Origin of the sequence: Treponema sp. Marseille-Q4132 (assembly GCF_014334835.1) — a bacterium.
GTDB lineage: Bacteria > Spirochaetota > Spirochaetia > Treponematales > Treponemataceae > Treponema_D > Treponema_D paredis.
Genome location: NZ_CP060591.1, coordinates 861443 through 881783, shown reverse-complemented (window position 1 = coordinate 881783; position 20341 = coordinate 861443). Strand labels below are relative to the sequence as shown.

The following is a 20341-nucleotide window of genomic DNA, read 5'->3' as shown; positions in this document are numbered from 1 at the left end:
AATATAACGACTATATTTTTTATGATTGATTTATTTGCTGATGTGAAATTTCTTGTTGCCGGCAAAGAGACTTGAACTCTTACGGCCTTGCGGCCAAGGGATTTTGAGTCCCTCGTGTCTACCATTCCACCATGCCGGCAGGATAGATGTCACTATACCGTAATAGCGGTATGTTTGCAAGTACTCGGTGAAACGCTATAATTGCCCTATGGTACATAAAGCGGATGCGGCCGACTTTGTCGGTGCGGAGCCGGAGCGGGTGCTGAAAGCCGTTTTCGGTTACGATTCTTTTCGGCCCTTTCAAAAAGAGATTATCGCATCGGTGCTTGCCGGAAAAGATACGCTTGCCGTTATGCCCACCGGCGGCGGTAAATCGCTGTGCTGCCAAATTCCCGCTCTCATCTTTGCAGGGCTTACGATCGTCGTTTCTCCTCTTATCGCGCTCATGCAGGATCAAGTGTCCGCCCTTGCCGAAAACGGTGTCAGCGCCGTGTTTTTAAACAGCACGCTCGAATGGGACGACTATCGAAAAGCTTCGGACGATATCCGTTCGGGAAAGATAAAGCTCGTTTACGTTTCGCCCGAAGGTCTTGCGACGGAGCGCTTAAAAGATTTGTTTTGTTCCGACGGCGTCAAAGTGAGCTGCGTTACGATCGATGAAGCGCACTGCATCAGCGAGTGGGGGCATGACTTTCGTCCCGATTATCTCGAACTCGCTTCCGTGCGCCGTCTTTTTTCCGATGCCGTGTGCCTTGCGCTGACGGCGACTGCAACGGCTTCCGTGCGAGCCGATATTATTAAAAATCTCGGCATGAAACGATGCGAAGTTTTTGTCGCGAGTTTTAACCGTGAAAATATTTTTCTCGAAGTGCAGCCCAAGCGGAACGCGCTCGGTCAAGTCGTACATTTTATTAAAAATCATCCGGATGAAAGCGGCATCGTCTATTGTTTTTCGAGGCGCGAAGTCGACGATCTTGCGCACTCTCTTTGCGATATGGGATTTTCCGCGCTGAATTATCACGCGGGTTTGAGCGACGCCGAACGCGCATCGCATCAGCAATCGTTTATCCGCGACAAAGCGCTCATCATGGTTGCAACCGTCGCATTCGGCATGGGGATCGATAAACCGAACGTGCGCTTTGTCATCCATTATTCCGTTCCGAAATCCGTCGAACAATATTATCAGGAGATCGGCAGGGCGGGGCGCGACGGACTTCCCGCTCACGCGCTGCTTCTATACGGTGCGGAAGACGTTCGGAAAATCCGCTGGTTTTTCGACGAAAGCGCCGACCGAAAAAAATCGGAGCGGCTTTTGCAAAGCATGATTTCTTATGCATCGTCAAAGACCTGTCTCCGACGGTTTTTGCTTTCCTACTTCGGTGAAAAAGGCGTAAGTCAGGATGCTTCTTTATGCTGCAGCGTCTGCGCAGCCGGAGAGCTTCCGTCGGTCGATGTGACGCTTCCCTCTCAAAAGCTTCTTTCGTGCATTCTCCGTACGCGCGAGTGCTTCGGCGCGTCCTATGTCATCGATGTACTTACGGGTTCTCGTGCCAAACGCATTGCGGAAAACGGACACGATTCCATTTCGACGTGGGGTATCGGAAAAGACTTTCCGAAGCGCGATTGGTTTGCGCTTACCGAAGCGCTTGTCGATGCGGGCTATCTTTATAAATCCGAAGACTACCGAGTGCTTTCTCTCTCTCAAAAAGCAAAGCGAGCTTTGGCTTCGCGTGAAAAAATCGAACTGCCGATTTCTCCTGGAGTTTTCGAAGCGGAAGAAGAGAGACATATTGCCGTAAAATCCGCACTTTCATCTTCCGGATCCGCTTCTTTCGGCTTTCCGCGCAAAGCTGCAAAAAAATCGCTTCCGTCAAAAATCGTCGATCAAAGCGACGGAGATGCGCTCCGCATCGCGCGGGAACTCAAAGCGTGGCGGAAAAAAATCGCCGAAGAAGAAAACGTGCCGCCGTACGTCATATTCGGAGACCGGACGATTGCCGACATTGCGGCAAAAAAACCGGCAAACGAAACGGAACTTTCCCGCGTATACGGCATCGGTTCGGTAAAAGCCGATCGCTTCGGCAGCGCGATCATACGCATCGTGAAAAATGAGTAAAAACGCTCCGGCTGTCGTTCCGTATCGCAATAATTTTACACATTGCAAAAATATGCAATGCACTTTAAAATACCGAAACGGCGCACCGTGTTTTTGCGTCTGTAATTTCGGGAGAAGCGAATATGGCACTGGTGACGATGAAGTATGAACTTGCAAAAGCGGAAAAGGAAAACTATGCCGTTCCCGCATTTAATTTTTTTACGTTTTCAAATCTTGCAGGCATAGCGCAGGCGGCAAAAAACAAACGCAGTCCCGTTATCGCTATGGCGACCGTAAGCGGTACGAAAATTATGGGAGAAAACGCGAGTGTAAAAATGTGCGAAGGCGTAAGCGAAGATTACGGAATCGATATGGTAGTACACCTTGATCACTGCCGCGATTACGATATGATCCGCCGCTGTATAGACGACGGTTTTACGTCCGTTATGATCGATGCGTCTTCGAAAAGCTACGACGAAAACGTCGACATTACTTCACGCATTGTCGAATACGCCGCAAAGTACGGCGTCACGGTCGAAGCGGAACTCGGAAGCATAGGCGGTAAAGAAGACGATATCGAAGTCGATGATATGTCGGCTTTATTTACGCAGCCGGAAGAAGCCGTTCGCTTTGTCCGCGATACGCATGTCGACTGCCTTGCCGTTGCGGCAGGTACGGTACACGGGTTTTATAAAGCTGAACCCAAAATCGATTTTGCGCGCATCGCAAAGATCCATACATTGATTCCCGACATCCCTCTTGTGCTGCACGGCGGTACGGGGGTATCATACGAAGATTTACGAAAGGCGATCGCCTGCGGCATACGTAAAATCAATGTCGGAACCGAATTCCGCGTACACGGCATTTCCGATACCGTAAAAAACGAATACGCAAAATTGCCCGATGCCGATCCCCGAAACGTTTGCCGCTCGGTGATTGAAAACTGTGCCGTCATTGCGGAGGAGCTGATCGACGTCGTCGGAAGCGCAGGCAAGGCGGTCTGAAAAGAAGTCCTCGAGTGCCTGTAAAACTTTCGTCACCCTTTGTTTCGGACAATAATTTCGGTTTTAATAAAAACTGAAATTCGATCCGTATAATAATTTTTTAATAATATTTTTTTAGGAGCCGCAAAATGAAATCCGGAAAAGTGCTCGCGGTTTGTTTGAATCCGACATTTGAGCTTACTGTCGTACTCGATTCTTTTTATGAAAACGAAGTGAACCGTACCGCAAATTATTTTACCCTCCCTTCGGGTAAGGGGATAAACGTCGCTCGTGTTTTGACGCAGCTCGGAACCGAAGCGCACGTATTGACGCATCTGGGCGGAAGCCGTGCAGGTGAATTTCTCAATCTTTGTAAGGCGGAAAATATCATCCTCGAATATTTTTCGTCAGCGAGCCCCGTGCGAACGTGTATCAATATCGTCAACGGCGAAAAAAAGACGAGTACGGAAATCGTGCAGGAGCCGCTCGCCGTCGAAAAAGGCGCCGGAAAATGCGCGTTCGATTTATTCGATTCGCTTATCGGACAATTCGATGCGCTCGTTATCACCGGCACTCGCGCCCAAGGCTATGAAGCCGATCTCTATTCCCGCATGACGGCGAGGGCGAAAGAGCTGGGAAAGCTTGTCGTACTCGACTTAAAAGGAGAAGATTTACGGCGTTCGCTCCTTTTTCGTCCCGATGTTATTAAGCCGAATCTTTCCGAGCTTGTGGCAACCGTGGAAAAGGGCCGCGTCGTTTTCGAAAATGAAAATTCCGATGCTCTCCGTGAAACCGTTTATTCCGTTACAAAAAAAATATTCGAAGATTACGGGACAAAAAGCGTCATAAGCCGAGGCAAATTCGATACGTGGGTGTACGACGGAAATGATTTTTCGGCCGTTCCGAACAAAGAAGTACCCGTCGTCAATACGATAGGCTGCGGAGACGCGCTTACCGCCGGCATGATACACAGTCTGCTTGCGGGGAAATCGCTTTCCGATGCGGTACGCTTCGGTATGGATTGTGCGCTCAAAAACGCGCAGTCGCTCCGTCTCGGATTGCGGTAAGGGCAAAAAAAAATAGAGGCTCCGAACGACAACGCCACCCGGAGCCTCTACCGTCCAACATAGTTGGACATCGGAGAGAGTTTATCAGCTTATTTACAAGCTTGCTTAAAATATACTATAGTGGTGGCGTAATGTCAAGCTTTTTTTTAAATTTCTTTCGGAAAATTAAACTGATCGATATCGCCGTTTTTGCCGTTTTTGCGGCCGTTACGGTATATGCATTTTCATACGCGTACAGCGGCGGTATGAATCGAAAAGAACTGCTCGTGCATACTCCCCGCGGTACTTTTGCGTACGATATGTCGAAAGACAGAATTATCGATATCGAAGGTGCGATCGGTACGTCGCGTATCGAAATCTCGGACGGTACGGTTCGTTTTCTCGATTCTCCTTGTCCGAATAAAACCTGCGTGCAGTCCATGCCGATAAGCGAAAGCGGCGAATGGTCGGCCTGTCTTCCGAATCAAGTGTTTTTGCGGATAGAAGGCGGCAGATCGTCGTCCGTTGATGCGACGGTACGCTAGATGAAAAAATGCGTTTATCGCTTTTTAATAATTTTTTGCTGGGGAGCATTTCGTTTTCGCCGTTTTATAAACATTGATTATGTGTGCGGAAAATGATACGATAAAAAACCGTCGAGGATATGATTGATATGAAGCTCAAAGATATATTATTAAAATTAAAAGAAAAATTTTTGCGGATCGATTTTCACGCTGTGTTTGAAAGGCTTCAATCGAACGGCAAATTGCTTTTGATGACCGTCATCGCAACATTTGTCGTGATGTCGCTTGCATGTCTTGCCGTCTTTAGCGTAAACGTAAAAGGTCCCGAACAAGTGCTCGTTCCCGATGTTACGGGAAAAAAACTGACCGCGGCGCTTATCGAAATGCAGGCGAAAAAATTGTACCCTGAAATCCAGCTGCGCTATTCGGAAACGCCGGGCGACGAAGGGACGATTCTCGAACAGAATCCTTCGGGCGGGGCAATCAGAAAAGGCTTCAGTCACATTTCGCTCGTAGTAAGCCGAGGCGTCGTCATCGATCACGTGGAAAATTATATCGGAGAAAATATCGACGCGGTGCGCATGAAACTGCAGACGCTCTTTGCGGGAACGGCGAAGCCGCTTATCGTCATCGCTTCTCCGCAGTACAAAGCTGATACCGCCGAAGCCGGCACCATTCTCGAACAGGATCCGCCGGAAGGTACGAGTATAACCGATCCCGTAACCGTGCATTTTGTCGTCAGCCGCGGACCGAATTTCGAAAATACGCGAGTTCCCGATTTGCTCGGCAATTCCGTAAACGACGTACTCCAGCAGATGGCCCGCACGCGCCTTGTTTTCGATTTTACTTCGCACGAAGCGGGTCCGGGCGAAAACGCGGGAACGGTGGTGCGCGAGCAGACTTTTGAGGAAGAACTCGTTCCGAACTATACACACGTCGCCGTCGAATTCGCATTTCCGCGCCAAACACTGGGCGGAAACGTATACGGTATATTCGATGCCGTGCTGCCCGCTTATCCGTATTCCGTACAGGTAAAACTGGCGGCGAAACCGGAAGACGGAGACGCCTATACGATCGTGACTTTTTCGCATCCGGGAGGTGCCGTTACGATTCCGTACGCCGTTCCGAAAGGTACGGATCTCATCCTTTCGGTCGTGTCGTCTGCCGGAGAAACGGAACGCAAGCGGATCACCGTCAGATAAATCAATAATTATCGATGAGGATATGCCGATGAGTCAGCCGCTTGTCTGTTTGACGCTCACCGCTTCGACGCTCGAAGAGAACGCGGCTCTCGTGCGGAAGTATAACCGCTATATCGATGTCGCGGAACTCCGCGTCGATTTCCTTGCTCCCGACGAACAGCTTTCGGTGCGCCGTTTTCCGGCTATGGTCAATGTTCCGTGCATACTGACGATCCGGCGGACGGCGGACGGCGGACGATTTGCGAGCAACGAAATGTCGCGGACGATGCTTTTCGGACGCGCGCTTGCGTTTGCCGATCAAAATCCGCAAAAGAATTTCGCATACGTCGATTTTGAAGATGATTTCCGGGTTCCGAGTTTACAGGATGCATGCCTTGCGTTCGGCGTCCGCATCATCAGAAGCTGTCACGACATGGAAAAGCCGATAAAAAATCTCAAAGCCAAGTGCGAAGCGATGCGCACGACGGGCTATGAAATTCCTAAGATCGCATGCATGCCGAAAACGCTTTCCGATGTCGTCGATATGTTCCGCGAAGCGGAGTCGATGACGGATTATGAGCACATACTGTGCGCGATGGGACCGATGGGACAGGTAACGCGTATTTTGGCATATAAGCTTCATTCGTATTTGACTTACGTGTCGCCCGAAGAAACCGAAGGCAATATCGCAAGTATCGGTCACATCGATCCGATTACGCTGAACGATGTATACCGTTTCCGCGCTTTAAGCGATCGGACTGCGCTTTATGCGGTGACCGGATGGCCGCTTCCGAAAACATCGAGCCCCGCGCTTCACAACGCAGGATATAAAATTAATAATATCGATGCGCTTCTTTTGCCGCTGCGTTCGCCGTCCGTTTCCGATGTACTCGACTGTGCATCTTTTCTCGGCGTGAGGGGACTTGCGGTAACCGTTCCGCATAAAGAAGCCGTGATACCCGAATTGATAAAGCTCGATTCAGAAGCGCAGGCGATCGGTGCGTGCAATACCGTCGTGCGCACGGACGAGGGATGGACCGGCAGCAATACCGATGCGTACGGATTTCGAACGGCGCTTTTGCGCTTTCTCGGCGTAAAAAAACTCCGCGGCCGCCGTGTCGCCGTCATCGGTGCCGGAGGTGCGGCAAAAGCAGTCGCGTACGCCGTCAAGTCTCTCGGCGCTAAAGCGTGCATCTTCAACAGAACGCTTTCTCATGCAAAAGCGCTCGCCGAACGGTACGGCTTCGACTATGCACCGCTCGGACCGGAAGCTGCAAAAAAAATCGAAAAGTACGCCGACATCATAATTCAGACTACGTCGAAAGGTATGAGCTCGGACGGGCAAGCGTCGAAAGACGGTGACCCGCTGTATTTTTATCAATTCACCGGAACGGAAACGGTATTCGATTTGGTGTACGTGCCTCAAGTTACGCCGATTATGGCACGCGCTGCGGAAGCGGGCTGCAAAACGTGCAACGGCGAAGAAATGCTCAAATATCAGGGCTATAAACAGTTTAAAATTTTTACGGGAATCGATTACGGTGCCGAGTGCGCGAGGCTTTGTTAGCCGATGTTTCCGCCTCTCCCGACAAAACGTGCACACCTCTATCTGAAAAAGATTTTCGAGCGGCTTCAAAAGGGTTCTCTCGTTTTAAAACAGGTGTCGCTTCCGAGTGAAGAGCGCGACGGGCACGGCGTTATGATCGGATGTCTCGTCTGTGCCGATGCCGAAGGCAATAAAATAATTCTCAACGCGGTTTCGGGCAACAGTCTCGTCGCCGAAGGCGAGTCCGAGGGAATATGGGTGCCGCCGATCGTGAATGCAAAGCTTATTGCCCGCGCGCTTTTACCGAACGACAAGCGCATTCACGAATTGACCGCGGAATTGAAAAGCGCTCCCGAAAACGATCTTCGCCGCATCGCCCAAGAGCGTGAAATATTAACGACGGAGTCGCTTCGAAAAGTACATGAACTGTATCGATTTCACTGCATAGACGGAAACATTCGGCGCCTCACCGATATCTGTAAAACGAAATTGCCGCCGACAGGCACCGGCGATTGCTGTGCGCCGAAGCTGCTCGACTATGCGTTTTCGCACTCGCTTTTTCCCGTGAGTATGGATGAAATGTATTGGGGTAAGGCGACGCAAAGTAAAGAGAGCGGCACATCCTATCCGCCGTGCGATGAACGCTGCGCGCTCGTTTTGCCTTCGATGCTCGGCCTTGAAATCGTCTACCGCGACGACGTGATCCTTGTCGTCAATAAGCCGAGCGGCCTCCTTTCCGTTCCGGGTCGGGGACCTGAAAAACAGGACTGCATCGTAAACCGCATGAAGCGCCTCTTTCCTAAAACGATTCCGTATCCGTCGGTACATCGGCTCGACATGGAAACGTCGGGGCTCATGGTGCTCGCCTTTACGCAGGACGCGCAGCGCTCGCTTTCGATGCAGTTCGAAAAAGGCGATGTGCATAAGCGCTATATCGCACTGCTTGACGGATCTCTCGAAAAGGCTCCCGGCCGATGCGCTCCTCTTCCAAGCGTCGTCGAAGGGCGCATGGAATTGAAGTTTTCGCTCGACTGGCCGAACCGCCCGAAGCGCATCTACGACGAAGTAAACGGTAAGCTCGGCATCACCGAATGGAAAAAACTCGGCTACAACTGGTACCGCGGAATCGACGGGAAAAACAGAAAGGTGACGCGCATTTTATTTATTCCGCACACGGGGCGCACGCACCAGCTCCGCGTCGCGTCAAGCGATATGCACGGTTTCGGTCTTCCGATTGTCGGCGATTCTTTGTACGGAAGGTGCGGGGAGGGAGAGCGTCTCATGCTTCACGCTTCGTATCTGTCGTTTATCCATCCTGTAAGGGGTGAGCGGGTCGCCTTCGAATGCGAACCCGATTTTTAAGAGGATGATGCGGGAGCGGGCGGATACGACAAGCGCCTACGATTGCAGGTTTTCACCGGCGCTTACAGTGTGCGATTGCTGTGCGTTTGAGAAAATAATTTGACATAGTGCACAATATATTGTACACTATGATTGTGGAACGCGAAAAAGCTTTGGAAGCGGCCTTTTACAAGACAAAATACGGAAATCAACCTTGCCGAGATTTTTTGCTTGAACTCGGCAGGGATGATAGACGTGAGGTTGGTTCTGATATTTTTGCCGTACAAAAGGGCTTTCCGATGGGATTCCCGTTATGCCGAAAAATGGATTCTGATTTATGGGAAGTGCGTTCTACCGTTTCAGACGGAATCTGCCGGATATTTTTTACCGTAGACGCGAACACAATGATTTTGCTTCACGGCTTTAGGAAAAAATCTCAGAAAACACCGTTAGATGAAATAGAAACTGCAAAAAATAGGCTTAGGGACTATAAGGAGCAAAACAAATGAAAAGGGTAGGACAGGATTTTTCCGATTTTATGAAAGAGCAAGGTCTCTATGAAGAAGCACGGGAGCTTGCAACCAAAAAAGTAATCGCTGCTCAATTACAGGCTGAAATGGCAAAACAAAAACTTACAAAATCGGCTGTGGCAAAGCGGATGAATACGACTCGTACAGCCGTTGATAACGCATTGAATCCTTCATTCAATACATCGCTTTCTACAATCGAGCGTTTTGCCTATGCTCTTGGAAAGAAGCTATCCGTGCGTTTACTTTAGTTTACTTTAATTGTAAAGAAAAGCCTTAAAAACTGCAGCTTTTTAGAGGTCCCCAATAGCACACAGCTGCGCTTCGTCATCCCTTTCGAACGAAGGTGCCCCGTGCGGAGACGGCTTCCGGTTTTTATTCGACATCGGATGGTGCAAACGTTGCGGTTTGCGCTTCGAATTTTAAGATAGGATTATTAATATGGAAATAATGCATATCGATGCATCAAAAGATTGGGGACAATTGACGGCTAAAGAGATTTTATACGCGAGACATTTTATAATACGAGTATTTGCGATTTATCTAAAGACAAAAGGTTTTTGCGTTAGGGAAACGAGAGTTTCGGAGAATGATTTTTTTCTTATTAATTATGAATGTTGGGGAGGGGCGATGAGCGTGCAAGGACACGAATTGAAACCTCATGCAACAGATATCTTTTTTATGCGCTATCACGATTTTCCGAATATCGACGATGATTATTTATTGGTGACCGATGCACCTACACCTGCATGGACATTAGGTTTTTCTGAAAGGATAATTTATTCATTTGATAGATATCTATATGATATATTGAGGGAGCGAGGAGAAGCGTATCAAAAATTACAGGAAGACAGCAGAGCCGCTGGTGTCCGATTCAGTGCACGTCCTCACGTTGTTGTAACGGGAAAGATGATAGCACAGACAGAAGAGCATAATAGGAAAAAAGGATTTTTACCGTGCTACTTATCGTTTGATCGTATATCGGCGAAAGAGATAAAGGCTGACTTGAAACGGCTTTTGGAAAGCTACTGAGGTATTTTATGAGGCGAAGAAAAAAAGACAACGTGTTCGTTCAGGGGATAAGAGCAGGGGTTCTGCAAGTACTTATATCGGTATATTTGATGCTGTTAAGTACTCTGATCTTTGCGGATACAAGTTTACGCTCGTTATTTGATTTTAAAGAATATCCGTATAAAGAAATTCAAATCAAAGACCGCGGTACGCTTGAACCTCAGTATATAAAAGATTCCGATTATTCTACATGCTGGATTTTTTCAATTGAAAATATAAAAGGCATCGAGACTTTTCTGTATTATCCGATGGGTAATAATAAAGAGTGTAGAAAAGGTAAGTTTGAAATCAATGGTCAGAAATTCGTTTATAATGAATCGGATTTCGATTTACATAGCTTAAAATTGTGTTCCGCAAATTTTGAAGATAAGACTTTTTTGATGCTTCTAGGGAATATAGGTAAATATAATGACTGTATATGTTTTATTTTTGATATAACGGATCCCGAACATATTGTTTTTTATCCGCCGGAAAAAAGATTTATCGAAGCCGATTTCAATAAAAAGTTTTTCGGTTTATATCAAAATAAGCTTTGTTTTTTCTTTTCAACAAGACGTTTTGAATGGAACGGCCGATATAAATTAAGTCCTTACTTTATTGACGGAGATTTATTAAAAGAGTTGTACGATGAAAACGGAAAACCGTATTTTATTAACTATTCATATACTACAAAATATGAACAAGCCTTTGTGATTGAAGAAAAAAATATTCCTGACGGTAAATAATTATTATACCGTGAGATTCGGCAGTTTTTGCAAAAACTGCGTGTCCTTGCAACGTTTGCAAAAATACGATAACGATCTTTGCAGTAAGTGTGACTCTTGGGTTTTGCACTCCAAATTTTAAAACGGGATTATTAATATGTACGAAAAGTTATGCATAAGATATCGCTTAATGCCGACTGTCGGCGAGGTTCCGGTGAATAATAATAAAAATGAATAAGATTATACGTTTTTTATGTTTATCGCTTGTTTGTTTTGCATTTATCGGTTGTGATAAAAAATACCCGATGTACACAGAATTGAAAATATATGACAGCCGTCTTTCGGATGAAGAAGTGCGAACGGTTTGGCGTATTGTCTTATCTGCGAAAATGAAAAGAATTTGCATTTCCGATCGTCCGGATATTGTTTTTTGTTATAAAACCGATAAGGGCGAAGATAATTTTCTTTCGGTGTATTTAAAAGACGCATATATATATGACGGATACTTTATTGATGCTTTGACGGATGAAATGAAAGATCGGAAATCGACTGTCCTCTGTTTGCGTAAATCGGCACTTTTTGAATTGCAAAATATAATTGCAAAGTATTCAAAATCGTAATAACATACATCTGCTCTTTTTCGTAGAGCCGGCGCATACGAAGATAGTGATTTCCCGCTTTACCGGCGCAGACTTCGTAGGTGCCGCCGTACGAGCGAGGTTGTAAACGGGCGGAACGAAGTTTTCTGCATATTCGAACAGCAATCTTCGAACGGCGATTTACAAAAGTCGGTATTCGGGCTACAATAAAGCGTTAAAAGAATCGGCCTGATTTAAAGGTGATGGCGGAACGCCGCCTTTGCCGTATAATCGCTTGCAGGAGATGTCGTATGAAACACGTTGGGAAATGGATTGTCGTTTTCGCAATTTTTGCCGCGCTCGGTGTTTTCGCTTCGTGTAAATCGACGAAGAAGGGAAGCGGACTTGCGGAATACCGTTACGGTATGAGTGCCGGCGATAAATCGGGTTATACGTTTTATCGCTTTTACGCAAACAATACGTTTTCACGCGGCGCCTACGGAAGGGACGGAGTAAGGTCGGGCGAAATCGAAACCGAAAGAGGAACTTATTCCGGCGATGCTCAATCCGACGGAGAAATCACGCTTACCGTTACGTCGACGTTTAATGCACTCAAGGGCGTGTGGCTTTCCGTTTCTTCGACGTATGATGAACGCGGAAAAATATCGGGCGATACCTTTAATTTCAACGGTATCGGCTATGTAAAATACGGCGGTAAAAGCGGCGCCGCCCGCTGATCGATTTTTTACCGAACGGATCGAATGAAAAAAATCTTTTCGTATCAAACTTTTTCATCCGAAAAAATGCCGAAAGCTTTATGTGATTTATCGCTTTACATTATGTAAATAAAGCCCGTTCGGTGTTCGGCTCGCTTTTCGTTTCTTTAATATTGTTTGCCGTAAACCCTGTTTTGCGTATTGCAAGAATTGCGTGTTTACTGTACTATAAACTCTACGACGCTTTAGCTCATCTGGATAGAGCAACTGCCTTCTAAGCAGTAGGTAGGCGGTTCGAATCCGCCATGCGTCAATCCGAAGCTGCACAAAACCGCCGTGCCGCTTTTCCGTTTTATATTTTGTCCGTACAGCGTTATATCTTTTACAATCCGCATATCCGTATTTCATAAAAAAAAATTCTTGCAGAATTTAAAAACTCGTGTTACTATAATTGACAAAAAAGGAGGTCATTATATATGACAGGCTTACCGTTTATTTTTGTTTTTGTCATTGCGATTATCGTCATGGTTTTTGCAATTTCAAAATTCAAAATCCATCCCTTTATTTCGATAATGTGCATTTCGTTGCTGCTCGGTTTGATTGCCGGTATTCCGCTCGTCGACATGAAAACCGCCGACGGAAAAACGGTGCAGGGACTTGCAAACGTTATCGGCGCGGGCTTTGCCGGTACTTTTACCAGTATCGGTATCGTTATCATCCTCGGTGCGCTCATCGGTTCCATACTTGAAAAAACGGGCGCGGCGCTGAAACTTGCGGACATGATCATTCATCTTGTCGGAAAAAATCATCCCGTCCTCGCCATAGAGCTCATGGGCTGGGTCGTTTCCATTCCCGTGTTTTGCGATTCGGGTTTCGTCATTTTGAATCCCATCCGTAAAGCGCTCGTCAACAGAACCGCCGCTTCTTCCGTTGCGATGACGACCGGACTTTCATTCGGTTTGTATATTTCACACGTATTTATTCCGCCGACGCCGGGTCCGATTGCCGCTGCGAATACGCTCGGTATCGGCGACAATCTTTTGCTCGTTATGGGCATGGGCGCGCTTTGTTCCGTTTTACCGCTTATCGCAGGTTATTTTTTTGCAAAATATATCGGCTCCCGTGTCCGTGCGGATGATGAAGCCGATGCGGGTCAGGTGACGAAAAGCTACGAACAGCTCGTTGCCGAATTTAAAAAACTTCCGAACGGCTTTAACGCGCTTGCACCGATTGTCGTTCCCGTTGTCCTTATGGCGGCATCTTCCGTCGTTGCTATGGCAAAGATGCAAGGACTCGGAGTCAATATTATTAAATTCCTCGGAACTCCGGTTATCGCACTCAGCGTCGGTACCGCATTTGCAGTGCTGCAGCTCAAGCTTGCCGATAAAATAAAGGATTTTTATACGATCGTGGAAGAAACGCTCAAAGTTACCGGCCCGATTCTGTTTATCACGGCGGCAGGCGGCGTTCTCGGAAAAGTTATCGCGTCTTCGGATATGGTAAACTATATCAAAATGCACGCGACGGTACTTCAGACGATGGGTATCCTCTTTCCGTTTATCCTTTCCGCGATTTTGAAAACGGCCCAAGGTTCTTCAACCGTTGCGCTTGTGACTTCTGCAGGCATCATTGCTCCGCTGCTTCCGGTTCTCGGTCTCGATTCTCCGGTACGTGCGGCGCTCGCATGTATGGCGATCGGTGCCGGCGCCATGACCGTAAGTCACGCGAACGATTCGTATTTTTGGGTCGTTACGAATTTCGGCGCTATGTCGCCCGAACGCGGCTATAAAACGCAGACGCTCGGTACGCTTGTGCTCGGTATAGCAGGTGTTGTAGAAATATTTATCTTGTCGCTTTTCCTGCATTGATGATCGCACAATAAATCGATGAAGCTGTCCGAAAACTTCAGTTTTCGGACAGTCCCGTTTGCGGGTTTCGCCGGTATACGGTTTATTTTTTATTGTCGTCTTTGCCGTGTTTTCGGGAAATTTGTTTTTGCTTTTCGGACGTAAGGAATTCGTCGAGAACCGTAATCTGCACTTTTTGATTCGGTTTCAAAGAAAGTTTTTCAAGCGGCACAAAGGTTTTTCCGTCAAAATATCCTTCGATTGTCATAGCGGACTCCCATAAAAAATGCAGGTATTTGCAGCAAATTTTCGTACGCGGTTTAAGTATATAGCGGAAACGGAATGTATGCAAGATTTCGTGCGGTATTTGAACTTTATCCGTTTTAGCGGTTCGCCAATTTTTGATTTATTTTATCCCGCCGCGAATTCATGTTGTAATCAAAAAGCGAATAGCCGATCTCATTTATGCTTTTTAGGAATTTTACATATCGTGTTCCCGAAAGAATTTTTTCCGCTTCTTCCATGAGCCTTTCGCATTCCGCCGTATTTTTTTCTTCAAAATAAAATTGCGCCAGATTTATGTTTCCGTAGAACTTGTCGTAGTCGCTTTTTGCGTACTTGAGCGCGGAAATAAAAAAATCCTTTGAAAGTTTTTTGCTTCCGCCTCCGATTGCGGGCGCATAATAATACCACCAGCCGGAAAGAGTGTAGGCGAAACTCATTGTCGGATTTTTTTTAATAACGTCGGCGTAGTCCTTTTTTTCCTGAAGCCCGATTTTTATGGATTCCGATTGCGGTAAAAACTGCATCATTGAGTTCAGTATGTCCGCCGAAGTGAGAATAAACCACGGATTCGGGTCGGCGGCATTTGCACGGGTAAATTGCATAATTTTTTCGTACTGGGGACGCAGAATCTTTTCCATGTTCGGGGACTTCATGTCTTTGGCATATTCGCAGTTGTATTGCGCCGTTGAAAGCATATTGGTGCAGGTGATCTGCGCTTCTTCGGAAAAGGCTTTTATTTCATCGGAGATAGAATCGCGGTATTCGATGATTTTTTCGATGCATTCGTCTTCGGTGTCGAATGATCTGAGCTTGAGTCTGAAATCGAATATTTTTTGAATGAGAGCGTTTTCTTCGGGACTGAATTCTTTTGCGGACGCCTGAAATAAAACCAAGGCGGAAAACAATACCGCTATTTTTTTTGCCGATTTTTTCACCCTTACAGGATACAAAAAATCGGGATTTATTACAAGAAAAATCGATATTGCACAGATTTCTCGATTCGTGATAGACTTACGAAATTATGCGTATAAACTCAACCGATAAAAAAGAAATACCGGTCTTCTTTGCTACGGACAACAACTATGCGCCTTTTATGGCGGTCGCTTTGGCATCGATGCTGGAAAAGGCGTCGGAAAATTGCTTTTATAAGGTCTATGTTTTAACGACGGACCTTTACCGTGAATATATCGAACAGTTGGAAACCATCTGTCAAGCTGCAATGCCCGGCAATGCATCCGTCGAATTTGTTTCGCTGCGCGAGGAGATGGAAAAGACTTCCGGCACTTTTCATCTGCGCGATTATTATTCGAGGGAAACGTACTGCCGAATATTCATTCCGAGATTTTTTCCTCAGTACGATAAGGTAATTTACCTTGACAGCGACATCGTCGTGACGGGCGATATTTCCGAACTCTACGATATTGATATCGGCGATAATCTTGTCGGTGCCGCAATCGAAGAGGTTATGCAGTCTTTCGATGTGTTCGGAACTTATGTGGAAAAGGCTCTCGGCGTTCCTCGTGAAAAATACTTCAGTGCGGGAGTTCTTCTAATAAATGCAAAAAAATATCGGGAAGAAAACATCGAGGAAAAATTCATCGCTCTTATGAACCGATTCAAGTTCAGAATCACCCAGGACGAAGACTATCTGAATGTTTTGTGTAAAGACAAAGTAAAATGGCTCGATGTGGGCTGGAACAAGTCCGCTTACAAAACCGAAGGTTTTGACGAAAAGAACTTAAAGATAATCCACTACAAAATAAACTGGAAGCCTTGGCATTACAACCACGTTCTTTACGAAGAATATTTTTGGGAATGCGCCGAAAAGACTCCCCTCTATGAAAATATTTTGAAAATCAAAGCTTCATACGGCGTTGAGCAAAAGAGAAGCGATGCCGAAGCTTTTGAAAGACTCAAGCAAATGGCGATTGAAGATACGAACGATCCCGATAATTATTGGAACACGGTAAACAGGACGAAATAATCATATCGGAAAGTCCGGAGAGGAGCTTTTTATGTCGGAAAAAACGGTCATCGGAAAAAACAACGGAGATTCGAAATCTTTTACCGGACGGGATCCCGAGCGCCTTGCAATCGTAGAAAAGATAAAAGCCTATGAAAGGGAGGGGCGTTTTTCGGAGGATGTCGAACAGGATCCTCCGACCGTTCCGCTCCGTCCCGAAATGGTCGACTATCTGAATAAAAAGATTTCCAGCAAAATATGGATGAAGTTTGCGAATATGCTCGCACGCCGCCATATTCTCGGTCTTATGAAATCGAGACAGATGATTATAAAAGAAGTACGCGGTCTTGAAAACTATATTCCGTTAAAAAGGACAGGCGCAATAATCACTTGCAATCACTTCAATCCCATGGACAATTTTGCCGTATACAAGGCTATAGAAAAGCACGTCTATCACAGAGAACTTTTGAAAGTCTGCCGTGAGGGAAACTATACGAATTTTCCGGGATTTTACGGTTTTTTGTTTAAGCACTGCAATACCATGCCTTTGAGCAGCTTACCTTCCACGATGAAGAATTTTATGGATGCGGTAAAAATATATCTTTCACGGGGCAGGCATATTCTCATCTATCCCGAACAGGCGATGTGGTGGAACTACAGAAAGCCGCGTCCTCTTACGCCCGGTGCATACCGTTTTGCCGCCGAAAACAATGCTCCCGTAATCCCGATGTTCATAACCATGGAAGATTCCGACCATTCGGACGGATTCGGTTTTCCGGTACAGGAATATACGATCCACATCCTCGAACCGATTTATCCGAAAGCGGATCTTTCCGTAAAAAAGAACGCCGAGTATATGAAGGACAGGAATTATGAAGTTTGGAAGGAAGTGTATGAATCCGTATACGGAAAACCGCTTTCCTATTCGGAATGATTCCGGCATTTTTACACCATGTCAGAGATAAAAAAGATCGTCTATTATTCCGACGAACTCCGAGATGAATTTTCAACCGCTGTCATAACCCCCCGTCCGATTGACGAAAACTACGACTACGGCGGAAAGACTTTTTCGTGGAAGGTAAAACGCTTTTTCCTTCACAGAATTTTTGCCCAGCCCATTGCCGTTCTCTATCTTAAACTCGTATTCCGCCACAGGATAATGAACCGCTCCGTCCTGAAAAAATACAAAAAAGGGCCGATGTTCGTATACGGAAACCACACGAATGTTTTTGCCGACCCTCTCGTTCCGACCTTTGTGAGTTTTCCGCAGCAGGCTTTTGTCATAGTTCACCCGAACAACGTTTCAATGCCGATATGGGGGAAAATAATGCCCTATCTCGGAGCGCTCCCTTTGCCCGATAATTTTTCGGCGATGAAGAATTTCATCGGAACCGTAAAATACCACGTCGATCACAATAAAAGCATTTACATATATCCGGAAGCCCATATCTGGCCGTTCTATACAAAGATCAGACCTTTTCCGGACGTTTCATTTAAATATCCGATCGACTACGGCTGTCCCGTATTTTGCTTTACAAACGTTTATAAAAAACGCCGCTTTTCCAAAAATCCGAAAATGCTCACCTATGTTGACGGGCCTTTTTTTGCCGACGAAAAAATTTCTCCGAAGGAAAGGCGGCGCAAGTTGAGAGATGAAGTGTACAATGCAATGTGCCGGAGAAGTGCCCTAAACGATGTTGAAATCGTTACGTACATCAAAAAAGAGAGTATATAAAATCAAAGAAGCTGTCCGGAAACTGAAGTTTTCGGACGGTTTCGTGTAGGAGCATAAAATGAAAAGCATCCTTTTTTGCGGAAACGATAAAGTTTTTGACGGCATGATTACGACAATGCTTTCAATATTTAAAAGGAGCATTTCGGATGAGGGGATAAGGTTTTACATATTCACGATGGATCTTACAAGGCTCAAAGCCGACTATACGGCGATCAGCGACAGGCAAATCAGGTTTCTTGACGAACTTGCAAAGTCGTATAATCCCGAGCATTCCGTCGTAAAAATCGACGTTACCGAAACATACGAAAAAGAGTTCGCCTTATGCCCGAATGAAGGATGCTATTGTTCTCCTTATACGCTCATAAGGCTTTTTGCGGACATGGAGCCGCAGATCCCTGAAAAAATCCTTTACCTTGATATCGACTTGCTTTTCAACAGAGACATAGACCTCCTTTGGAACACGGATATTGAAGGTTACGAATATGCGGCTTCAAGGGATCACTACGGAAAGTTTCTTATAAATCCGAATTTTATAAATGCGGGCGTGCTGCTGTTCAATATGAAAAAATGCCGCGAAACCGGACTCTTTGAAAAAAGCCGAAAACTTATAAAGACGAAAAAACTGACATTTGCCGATGAAAGCGCGATTATCCGCAGCACCGTCAGAAAAAAAATACTGCCGCAGCGTTTCAACGACCAAAAATTCCTTTATAAAAATACCGTGATCCGGCATTTTTCAAGGCGCCTTTTTTGGCTTCCGTATCCCCACATCGAAAATATAAAGCAGTGGAAAATCACAAAAATCCATAAAAAATTCGGCTACGAAAATTTCGACGATATTCTTTATGAATACGTATATCAAAAAACAAGGTTTGAGCGGGATTTTAAATAAGCCGCACGGAAGACTCTTCCGAAGGTGAAAACTTCGAGCTTAAAAACGACATGGCTCCGCCGAGGATCAAAGCCGCCGCCGAAGATAAAATGAGCGAAATACCGTTAAAAGCGGAAAGGGATTTTAGAAAATCGCCCTGAAAAAGATTTTTTGTAAGCGGGCAGATATTCAAAGCCGAGCCGCACAAAAGTCCGAGTATTACGGCATATGCGTGATTCGGCGCTTTTTCCAAAAGATTTTTTACGAGTTTCGCTCCGATTAAAAGTCCCGCAAGCACGCCGAATCCGTTCGGAAGAAGAAGGATCAACGCGGTAAAAAAACTTTCAGGCAAAAAAAGCGAGGGTATGCTTTTTATCACGATCGGATAAACGCCCATAATGAGCATTAAAAGCGAGCCGGAAATTCCCGGCACGATCATCGCCACCGCACCTAAAAGTCCGGCGATAAAAATTTTTAAGGCGAGTTTTACCGAAAAAGCGGGAAGCGGTCCCGCCATGTCTTGAGAAGTGCCGAACGATGATTCAAGTATGGAAAACAAAATCATAACGGCTACCCCGATAAGCGTGCAGACTATAATGGAAACGATTTTCGCTCTTTCGATTCTTGCACCTTTTTTTGTTTTTGTCGCGAGTGCGGCAAGCATCGGAATGCTTCCGATAATCAAACCCGTAAAGAAAAAATTCGTCTGTACCGGAAATCTTTCATAAAGTACGGTTATGACTTTGCTGAAAATGAGCACGCCCGACGCCATCCCCGCAATGATCGGCAGTACGAATTTTTTGTTAAGCCAAATTTTTTTTATATTCAGGGTTATCGCGTTGATAAATTTATCGTAAATTCCGAAAACCACTGCAATCGTGCTTCCCGAAACGCCGGGGATCACGTTTGCCATACCGATTATAATTCCGATTGCAAGAGTCCGTAAAATATTCATGGCGCAATTCTATCACAAAATCTATGGAATGTCCCGTATGAATCATAGTATGACTGTTATTATTTTTGAAGCGGCTGCTTTTTTGGCTACTTTTGTAGGGAGTTTATTTTTTTTAACTCTGTAATTTATTATATTATAAAGAATTAAAAAAATCGTATTTTCGGTCCCTACGAGAGTCGAACTCGTCTTTAAAGATTGAGAATCTTTCGTCCTAACCGATAGACGAAGGGACCCGATACGGAAAAAAAACCGAACACGGTGTGTGTTCGGCGTTTTGCGTTCCCCAAGGAGGATTCGAACCCCCACAAGCAGAACCAGAATCTGCGGTGCTACCATTACACAATCGGGGAATATATTGCTTATCCAATATACG

The 20341-nt window shown here is 45.9% G+C and carries 20 protein-coding genes and 4 tRNA genes; 18 read left to right on the top strand and 6 right to left on the bottom strand.

Going from position 1 to position 20341, the window contains the following annotated elements:
* Positions 1-56: 56 nt before the first annotated feature.
* Positions 57-139: transfer RNA gene (locus tag H9I35_RS04120), tRNA-Leu, on the bottom strand.
* A 69-nt stretch (positions 140-208) separates the two neighbouring features.
* Here H9I35_RS04120 and recQ point away from each other — a divergent pair.
* From recQ to H9I35_RS04050, 14 genes are all read left to right on the top strand, one after another.
* On the top strand, positions 209-2116 hold the full coding sequence (gene recQ, locus H9I35_RS04115; protein WP_187420341.1) for a DNA helicase RecQ: 1908 nt from the start codon (positions 209-211) through the stop codon (positions 2114-2116).
* A gap of 122 nt (positions 2117-2238) precedes the next feature.
* The gene (locus H9I35_RS04110; protein WP_187420340.1) at positions 2239-3099 is read left to right on the top strand and encodes a class II fructose-bisphosphate aldolase; all 861 of its coding nucleotides are present in this window, start codon (positions 2239-2241) and stop codon (positions 3097-3099) included.
* 128 nt (positions 3100-3227) lie between these two features.
* Positions 3228-4145 (top strand): 1-phosphofructokinase family hexose kinase, encoded by a 918-nt coding sequence (locus H9I35_RS04105; protein ID WP_187420339.1) that lies wholly within the window; start codon positions 3228-3230, stop codon positions 4143-4145.
* A 131-nt stretch (positions 4146-4276) separates the two neighbouring features.
* The gene (locus H9I35_RS04100) at positions 4277-4669 is read left to right on the top strand and encodes a NusG domain II-containing protein (protein WP_187420338.1); all 393 of its coding nucleotides are present in this window, start codon (positions 4277-4279) and stop codon (positions 4667-4669) included.
* 128 nt (positions 4670-4797) lie between these two features.
* Positions 4798-5850 carry a PASTA domain-containing protein gene (locus H9I35_RS04095; protein WP_187420337.1) on the top strand — a complete coding sequence of 351 codons (1053 nt, stop codon included), beginning with the start codon at positions 4798-4800 and terminating at the stop codon, positions 5848-5850.
* 22 nt (positions 5851-5872) lie between these two features.
* Complete coding sequence (locus H9I35_RS04090) at positions 5873-7396, top strand: type I 3-dehydroquinate dehydratase (protein WP_371809469.1); 1524 nt, start codon at positions 5873-5875, stop codon at positions 7394-7396.
* A gap of 3 nt (positions 7397-7399) precedes the next feature.
* Entirely contained in the window at positions 7400-8737 is a 1338-nt protein-coding gene (locus H9I35_RS04085) for an RluA family pseudouridine synthase (RefSeq protein WP_187420336.1), read from the top strand.
* Positions 8738-8865: 128 nt separating this feature from the next.
* Positions 8866-9225 (top strand): type II toxin-antitoxin system RelE/ParE family toxin, encoded by a 360-nt coding sequence (locus H9I35_RS04080; protein ID WP_187420335.1) that lies wholly within the window; start codon positions 8866-8868, stop codon positions 9223-9225.
* Complete coding sequence (locus H9I35_RS04075; protein WP_187420334.1) at positions 9222-9494, top strand: helix-turn-helix domain-containing protein; 273 nt, start codon at positions 9222-9224, stop codon at positions 9492-9494. The genes H9I35_RS04080 and H9I35_RS04075 overlap by 4 nt, the downstream gene beginning before the upstream one ends.
* Before the next feature lie 190 nt (positions 9495-9684).
* On the top strand, positions 9685-10275 hold the full coding sequence (locus H9I35_RS04070) for a hypothetical protein (RefSeq protein ID WP_187420333.1): 591 nt from the start codon (positions 9685-9687) through the stop codon (positions 10273-10275).
* Between the two features lie 8 nt (positions 10276-10283).
* Entirely contained in the window at positions 10284-11039 is a 756-nt protein-coding gene (locus H9I35_RS04065) for a hypothetical protein (RefSeq protein ID WP_187420332.1), read from the top strand.
* Positions 11040-11907: 868 nt separating this feature from the next.
* Complete coding sequence (locus H9I35_RS04060) at positions 11908-12333, top strand: hypothetical protein (RefSeq protein ID WP_187420331.1); 426 nt, start codon at positions 11908-11910, stop codon at positions 12331-12333.
* A 218-nt stretch (positions 12334-12551) separates the two neighbouring features.
* Positions 12552-12625, top strand: a tRNA-Arg gene (locus H9I35_RS04055).
* A 163-nt stretch (positions 12626-12788) separates the two neighbouring features.
* Positions 12789-14180, top strand: a complete 1392-nt coding sequence (locus H9I35_RS04050; protein WP_187420330.1) for a GntP family permease — start codon at positions 12789-12791, stop codon at positions 14178-14180.
* Between the two features lie 82 nt (positions 14181-14262).
* On the opposite strand, the gene H9I35_RS04045 is transcribed toward H9I35_RS04050, so the two are convergent.
* Positions 14263-14427 carry a hypothetical protein gene (locus H9I35_RS04045; protein ID WP_016521654.1) on the bottom strand — a complete coding sequence of 55 codons (165 nt, stop codon included), beginning with the start codon at positions 14425-14427 and terminating at the stop codon, positions 14263-14265.
* Positions 14428-14542: 115 nt separating this feature from the next.
* Entirely contained in the window at positions 14543-15379 is an 837-nt protein-coding gene (locus tag H9I35_RS04040; protein ID WP_187420329.1) for a hypothetical protein, read from the bottom strand.
* Between the two features lie 86 nt (positions 15380-15465).
* Between H9I35_RS04040 and H9I35_RS04035 the strand changes: the two genes are divergently transcribed.
* The 4 genes from H9I35_RS04035 to H9I35_RS04020 are packed head-to-tail and all read left to right on the top strand — an operon-like array spanning position 15466 to position 19034.
* Positions 15466-16428 carry a glycosyltransferase family 8 protein gene (locus H9I35_RS04035; RefSeq protein WP_187420328.1) on the top strand — a complete coding sequence of 321 codons (963 nt, stop codon included), beginning with the start codon at positions 15466-15468 and terminating at the stop codon, positions 16426-16428.
* Positions 16429-16459: 31 nt separating this feature from the next.
* Positions 16460-17341 (top strand): lysophospholipid acyltransferase family protein, encoded by an 882-nt coding sequence (locus tag H9I35_RS04030; protein WP_187420327.1) that lies wholly within the window; start codon positions 16460-16462, stop codon positions 17339-17341.
* Positions 17342-17359: 18 nt separating this feature from the next.
* Positions 17360-18142 (top strand): 1-acyl-sn-glycerol-3-phosphate acyltransferase, encoded by a 783-nt coding sequence (locus tag H9I35_RS04025; RefSeq protein ID WP_187420326.1) that lies wholly within the window; start codon positions 17360-17362, stop codon positions 18140-18142.
* A 58-nt stretch (positions 18143-18200) separates the two neighbouring features.
* Positions 18201-19034 (top strand): glycosyltransferase, encoded by an 834-nt coding sequence (locus H9I35_RS04020; RefSeq protein WP_187420325.1) that lies wholly within the window; start codon positions 18201-18203, stop codon positions 19032-19034.
* Here H9I35_RS04020 and H9I35_RS04015 read toward each other — a convergent pair.
* From H9I35_RS04015 to H9I35_RS04005, 3 genes are all read right to left on the bottom strand, one after another.
* Entirely contained in the window at positions 19027-19926 is a 900-nt protein-coding gene (locus H9I35_RS04015; protein WP_252722715.1) for a DUF368 domain-containing protein, read from the bottom strand. The genes H9I35_RS04020 and H9I35_RS04015 overlap by 8 nt on opposite strands.
* Positions 19927-20129: 203 nt before the next feature.
* Positions 20130-20201, bottom strand: a tRNA-Glu gene (locus H9I35_RS04010).
* A gap of 46 nt (positions 20202-20247) precedes the next feature.
* Positions 20248-20318: transfer RNA gene (locus H9I35_RS04005), tRNA-Gln, on the bottom strand.
* Between the last annotated feature and the right edge of the window lie 23 nt (positions 20319-20341).

Excerpts from the sequence above, each read along its gene's own strand:
- H9I35_RS04105 (WP_187420339.1), top strand. The coding sequence starts at position 3,228 with ATGAAATCCGGAAAAGTGCTCGCGGTTTGTTTGAATCCGACATTTGAG.
- H9I35_RS04015 (WP_252722715.1), bottom strand. The coding sequence starts at position 19,926 with ATGGCAAACGTGATCCCCGGCGTTTCGGGAAGCACGATTGCAGTGGTT.
- H9I35_RS04065 (WP_187420332.1), top strand. The coding sequence starts at position 10,284 with ATGAGGCGAAGAAAAAAAGACAACGTGTTCGTTCAGGGGATAAGAGCA.
- H9I35_RS04075 (WP_187420334.1), top strand. The coding sequence starts at position 9,222 with ATGAAAAGGGTAGGACAGGATTTTTCCGATTTTATGAAAGAGCAAGGT.
- H9I35_RS04070 (WP_187420333.1), top strand. The coding sequence starts at position 9,685 with ATGGAAATAATGCATATCGATGCATCAAAAGATTGGGGACAATTGACG.
- H9I35_RS04050 (WP_187420330.1), top strand. The coding sequence starts at position 12,789 with ATGACAGGCTTACCGTTTATTTTTGTTTTTGTCATTGCGATTATCGTC.
- H9I35_RS04080 (WP_187420335.1), top strand. The coding sequence starts at position 8,866 with ATGATTGTGGAACGCGAAAAAGCTTTGGAAGCGGCCTTTTACAAGACA.
- H9I35_RS04020 (WP_187420325.1), top strand. The coding sequence starts at position 18,201 with ATGAAAAGCATCCTTTTTTGCGGAAACGATAAAGTTTTTGACGGCATG.
- H9I35_RS04035 (WP_187420328.1), top strand. The coding sequence starts at position 15,466 with ATGCGTATAAACTCAACCGATAAAAAAGAAATACCGGTCTTCTTTGCT.
- H9I35_RS04060 (WP_187420331.1), top strand. The coding sequence starts at position 11,908 with ATGAAACACGTTGGGAAATGGATTGTCGTTTTCGCAATTTTTGCCGCG.
- H9I35_RS04085 (WP_187420336.1), top strand. The coding sequence starts at position 7,400 with ATGTTTCCGCCTCTCCCGACAAAACGTGCACACCTCTATCTGAAAAAG.
- recQ (WP_187420341.1), top strand. The coding sequence starts at position 209 with ATGGTACATAAAGCGGATGCGGCCGACTTTGTCGGTGCGGAGCCGGAG.
- H9I35_RS04110 (WP_187420340.1), top strand. The coding sequence starts at position 2,239 with ATGGCACTGGTGACGATGAAGTATGAACTTGCAAAAGCGGAAAAGGAA.
- H9I35_RS04090 (WP_371809469.1), top strand. The coding sequence starts at position 5,873 with ATGCCGATGAGTCAGCCGCTTGTCTGTTTGACGCTCACCGCTTCGACG.
- H9I35_RS04100 (WP_187420338.1), top strand. The coding sequence starts at position 4,277 with ATGTCAAGCTTTTTTTTAAATTTCTTTCGGAAAATTAAACTGATCGAT.
- H9I35_RS04045 (WP_016521654.1), bottom strand. The coding sequence starts at position 14,427 with ATGACAATCGAAGGATATTTTGACGGAAAAACCTTTGTGCCGCTTGAA.
- H9I35_RS04095 (WP_187420337.1), top strand. The coding sequence starts at position 4,798 with ATGAAGCTCAAAGATATATTATTAAAATTAAAAGAAAAATTTTTGCGG.
- H9I35_RS04030 (WP_187420327.1), top strand. The coding sequence starts at position 16,460 with ATGTCGGAAAAAACGGTCATCGGAAAAAACAACGGAGATTCGAAATCT.
- H9I35_RS04025 (WP_187420326.1), top strand. The coding sequence starts at position 17,360 with ATGTCAGAGATAAAAAAGATCGTCTATTATTCCGACGAACTCCGAGAT.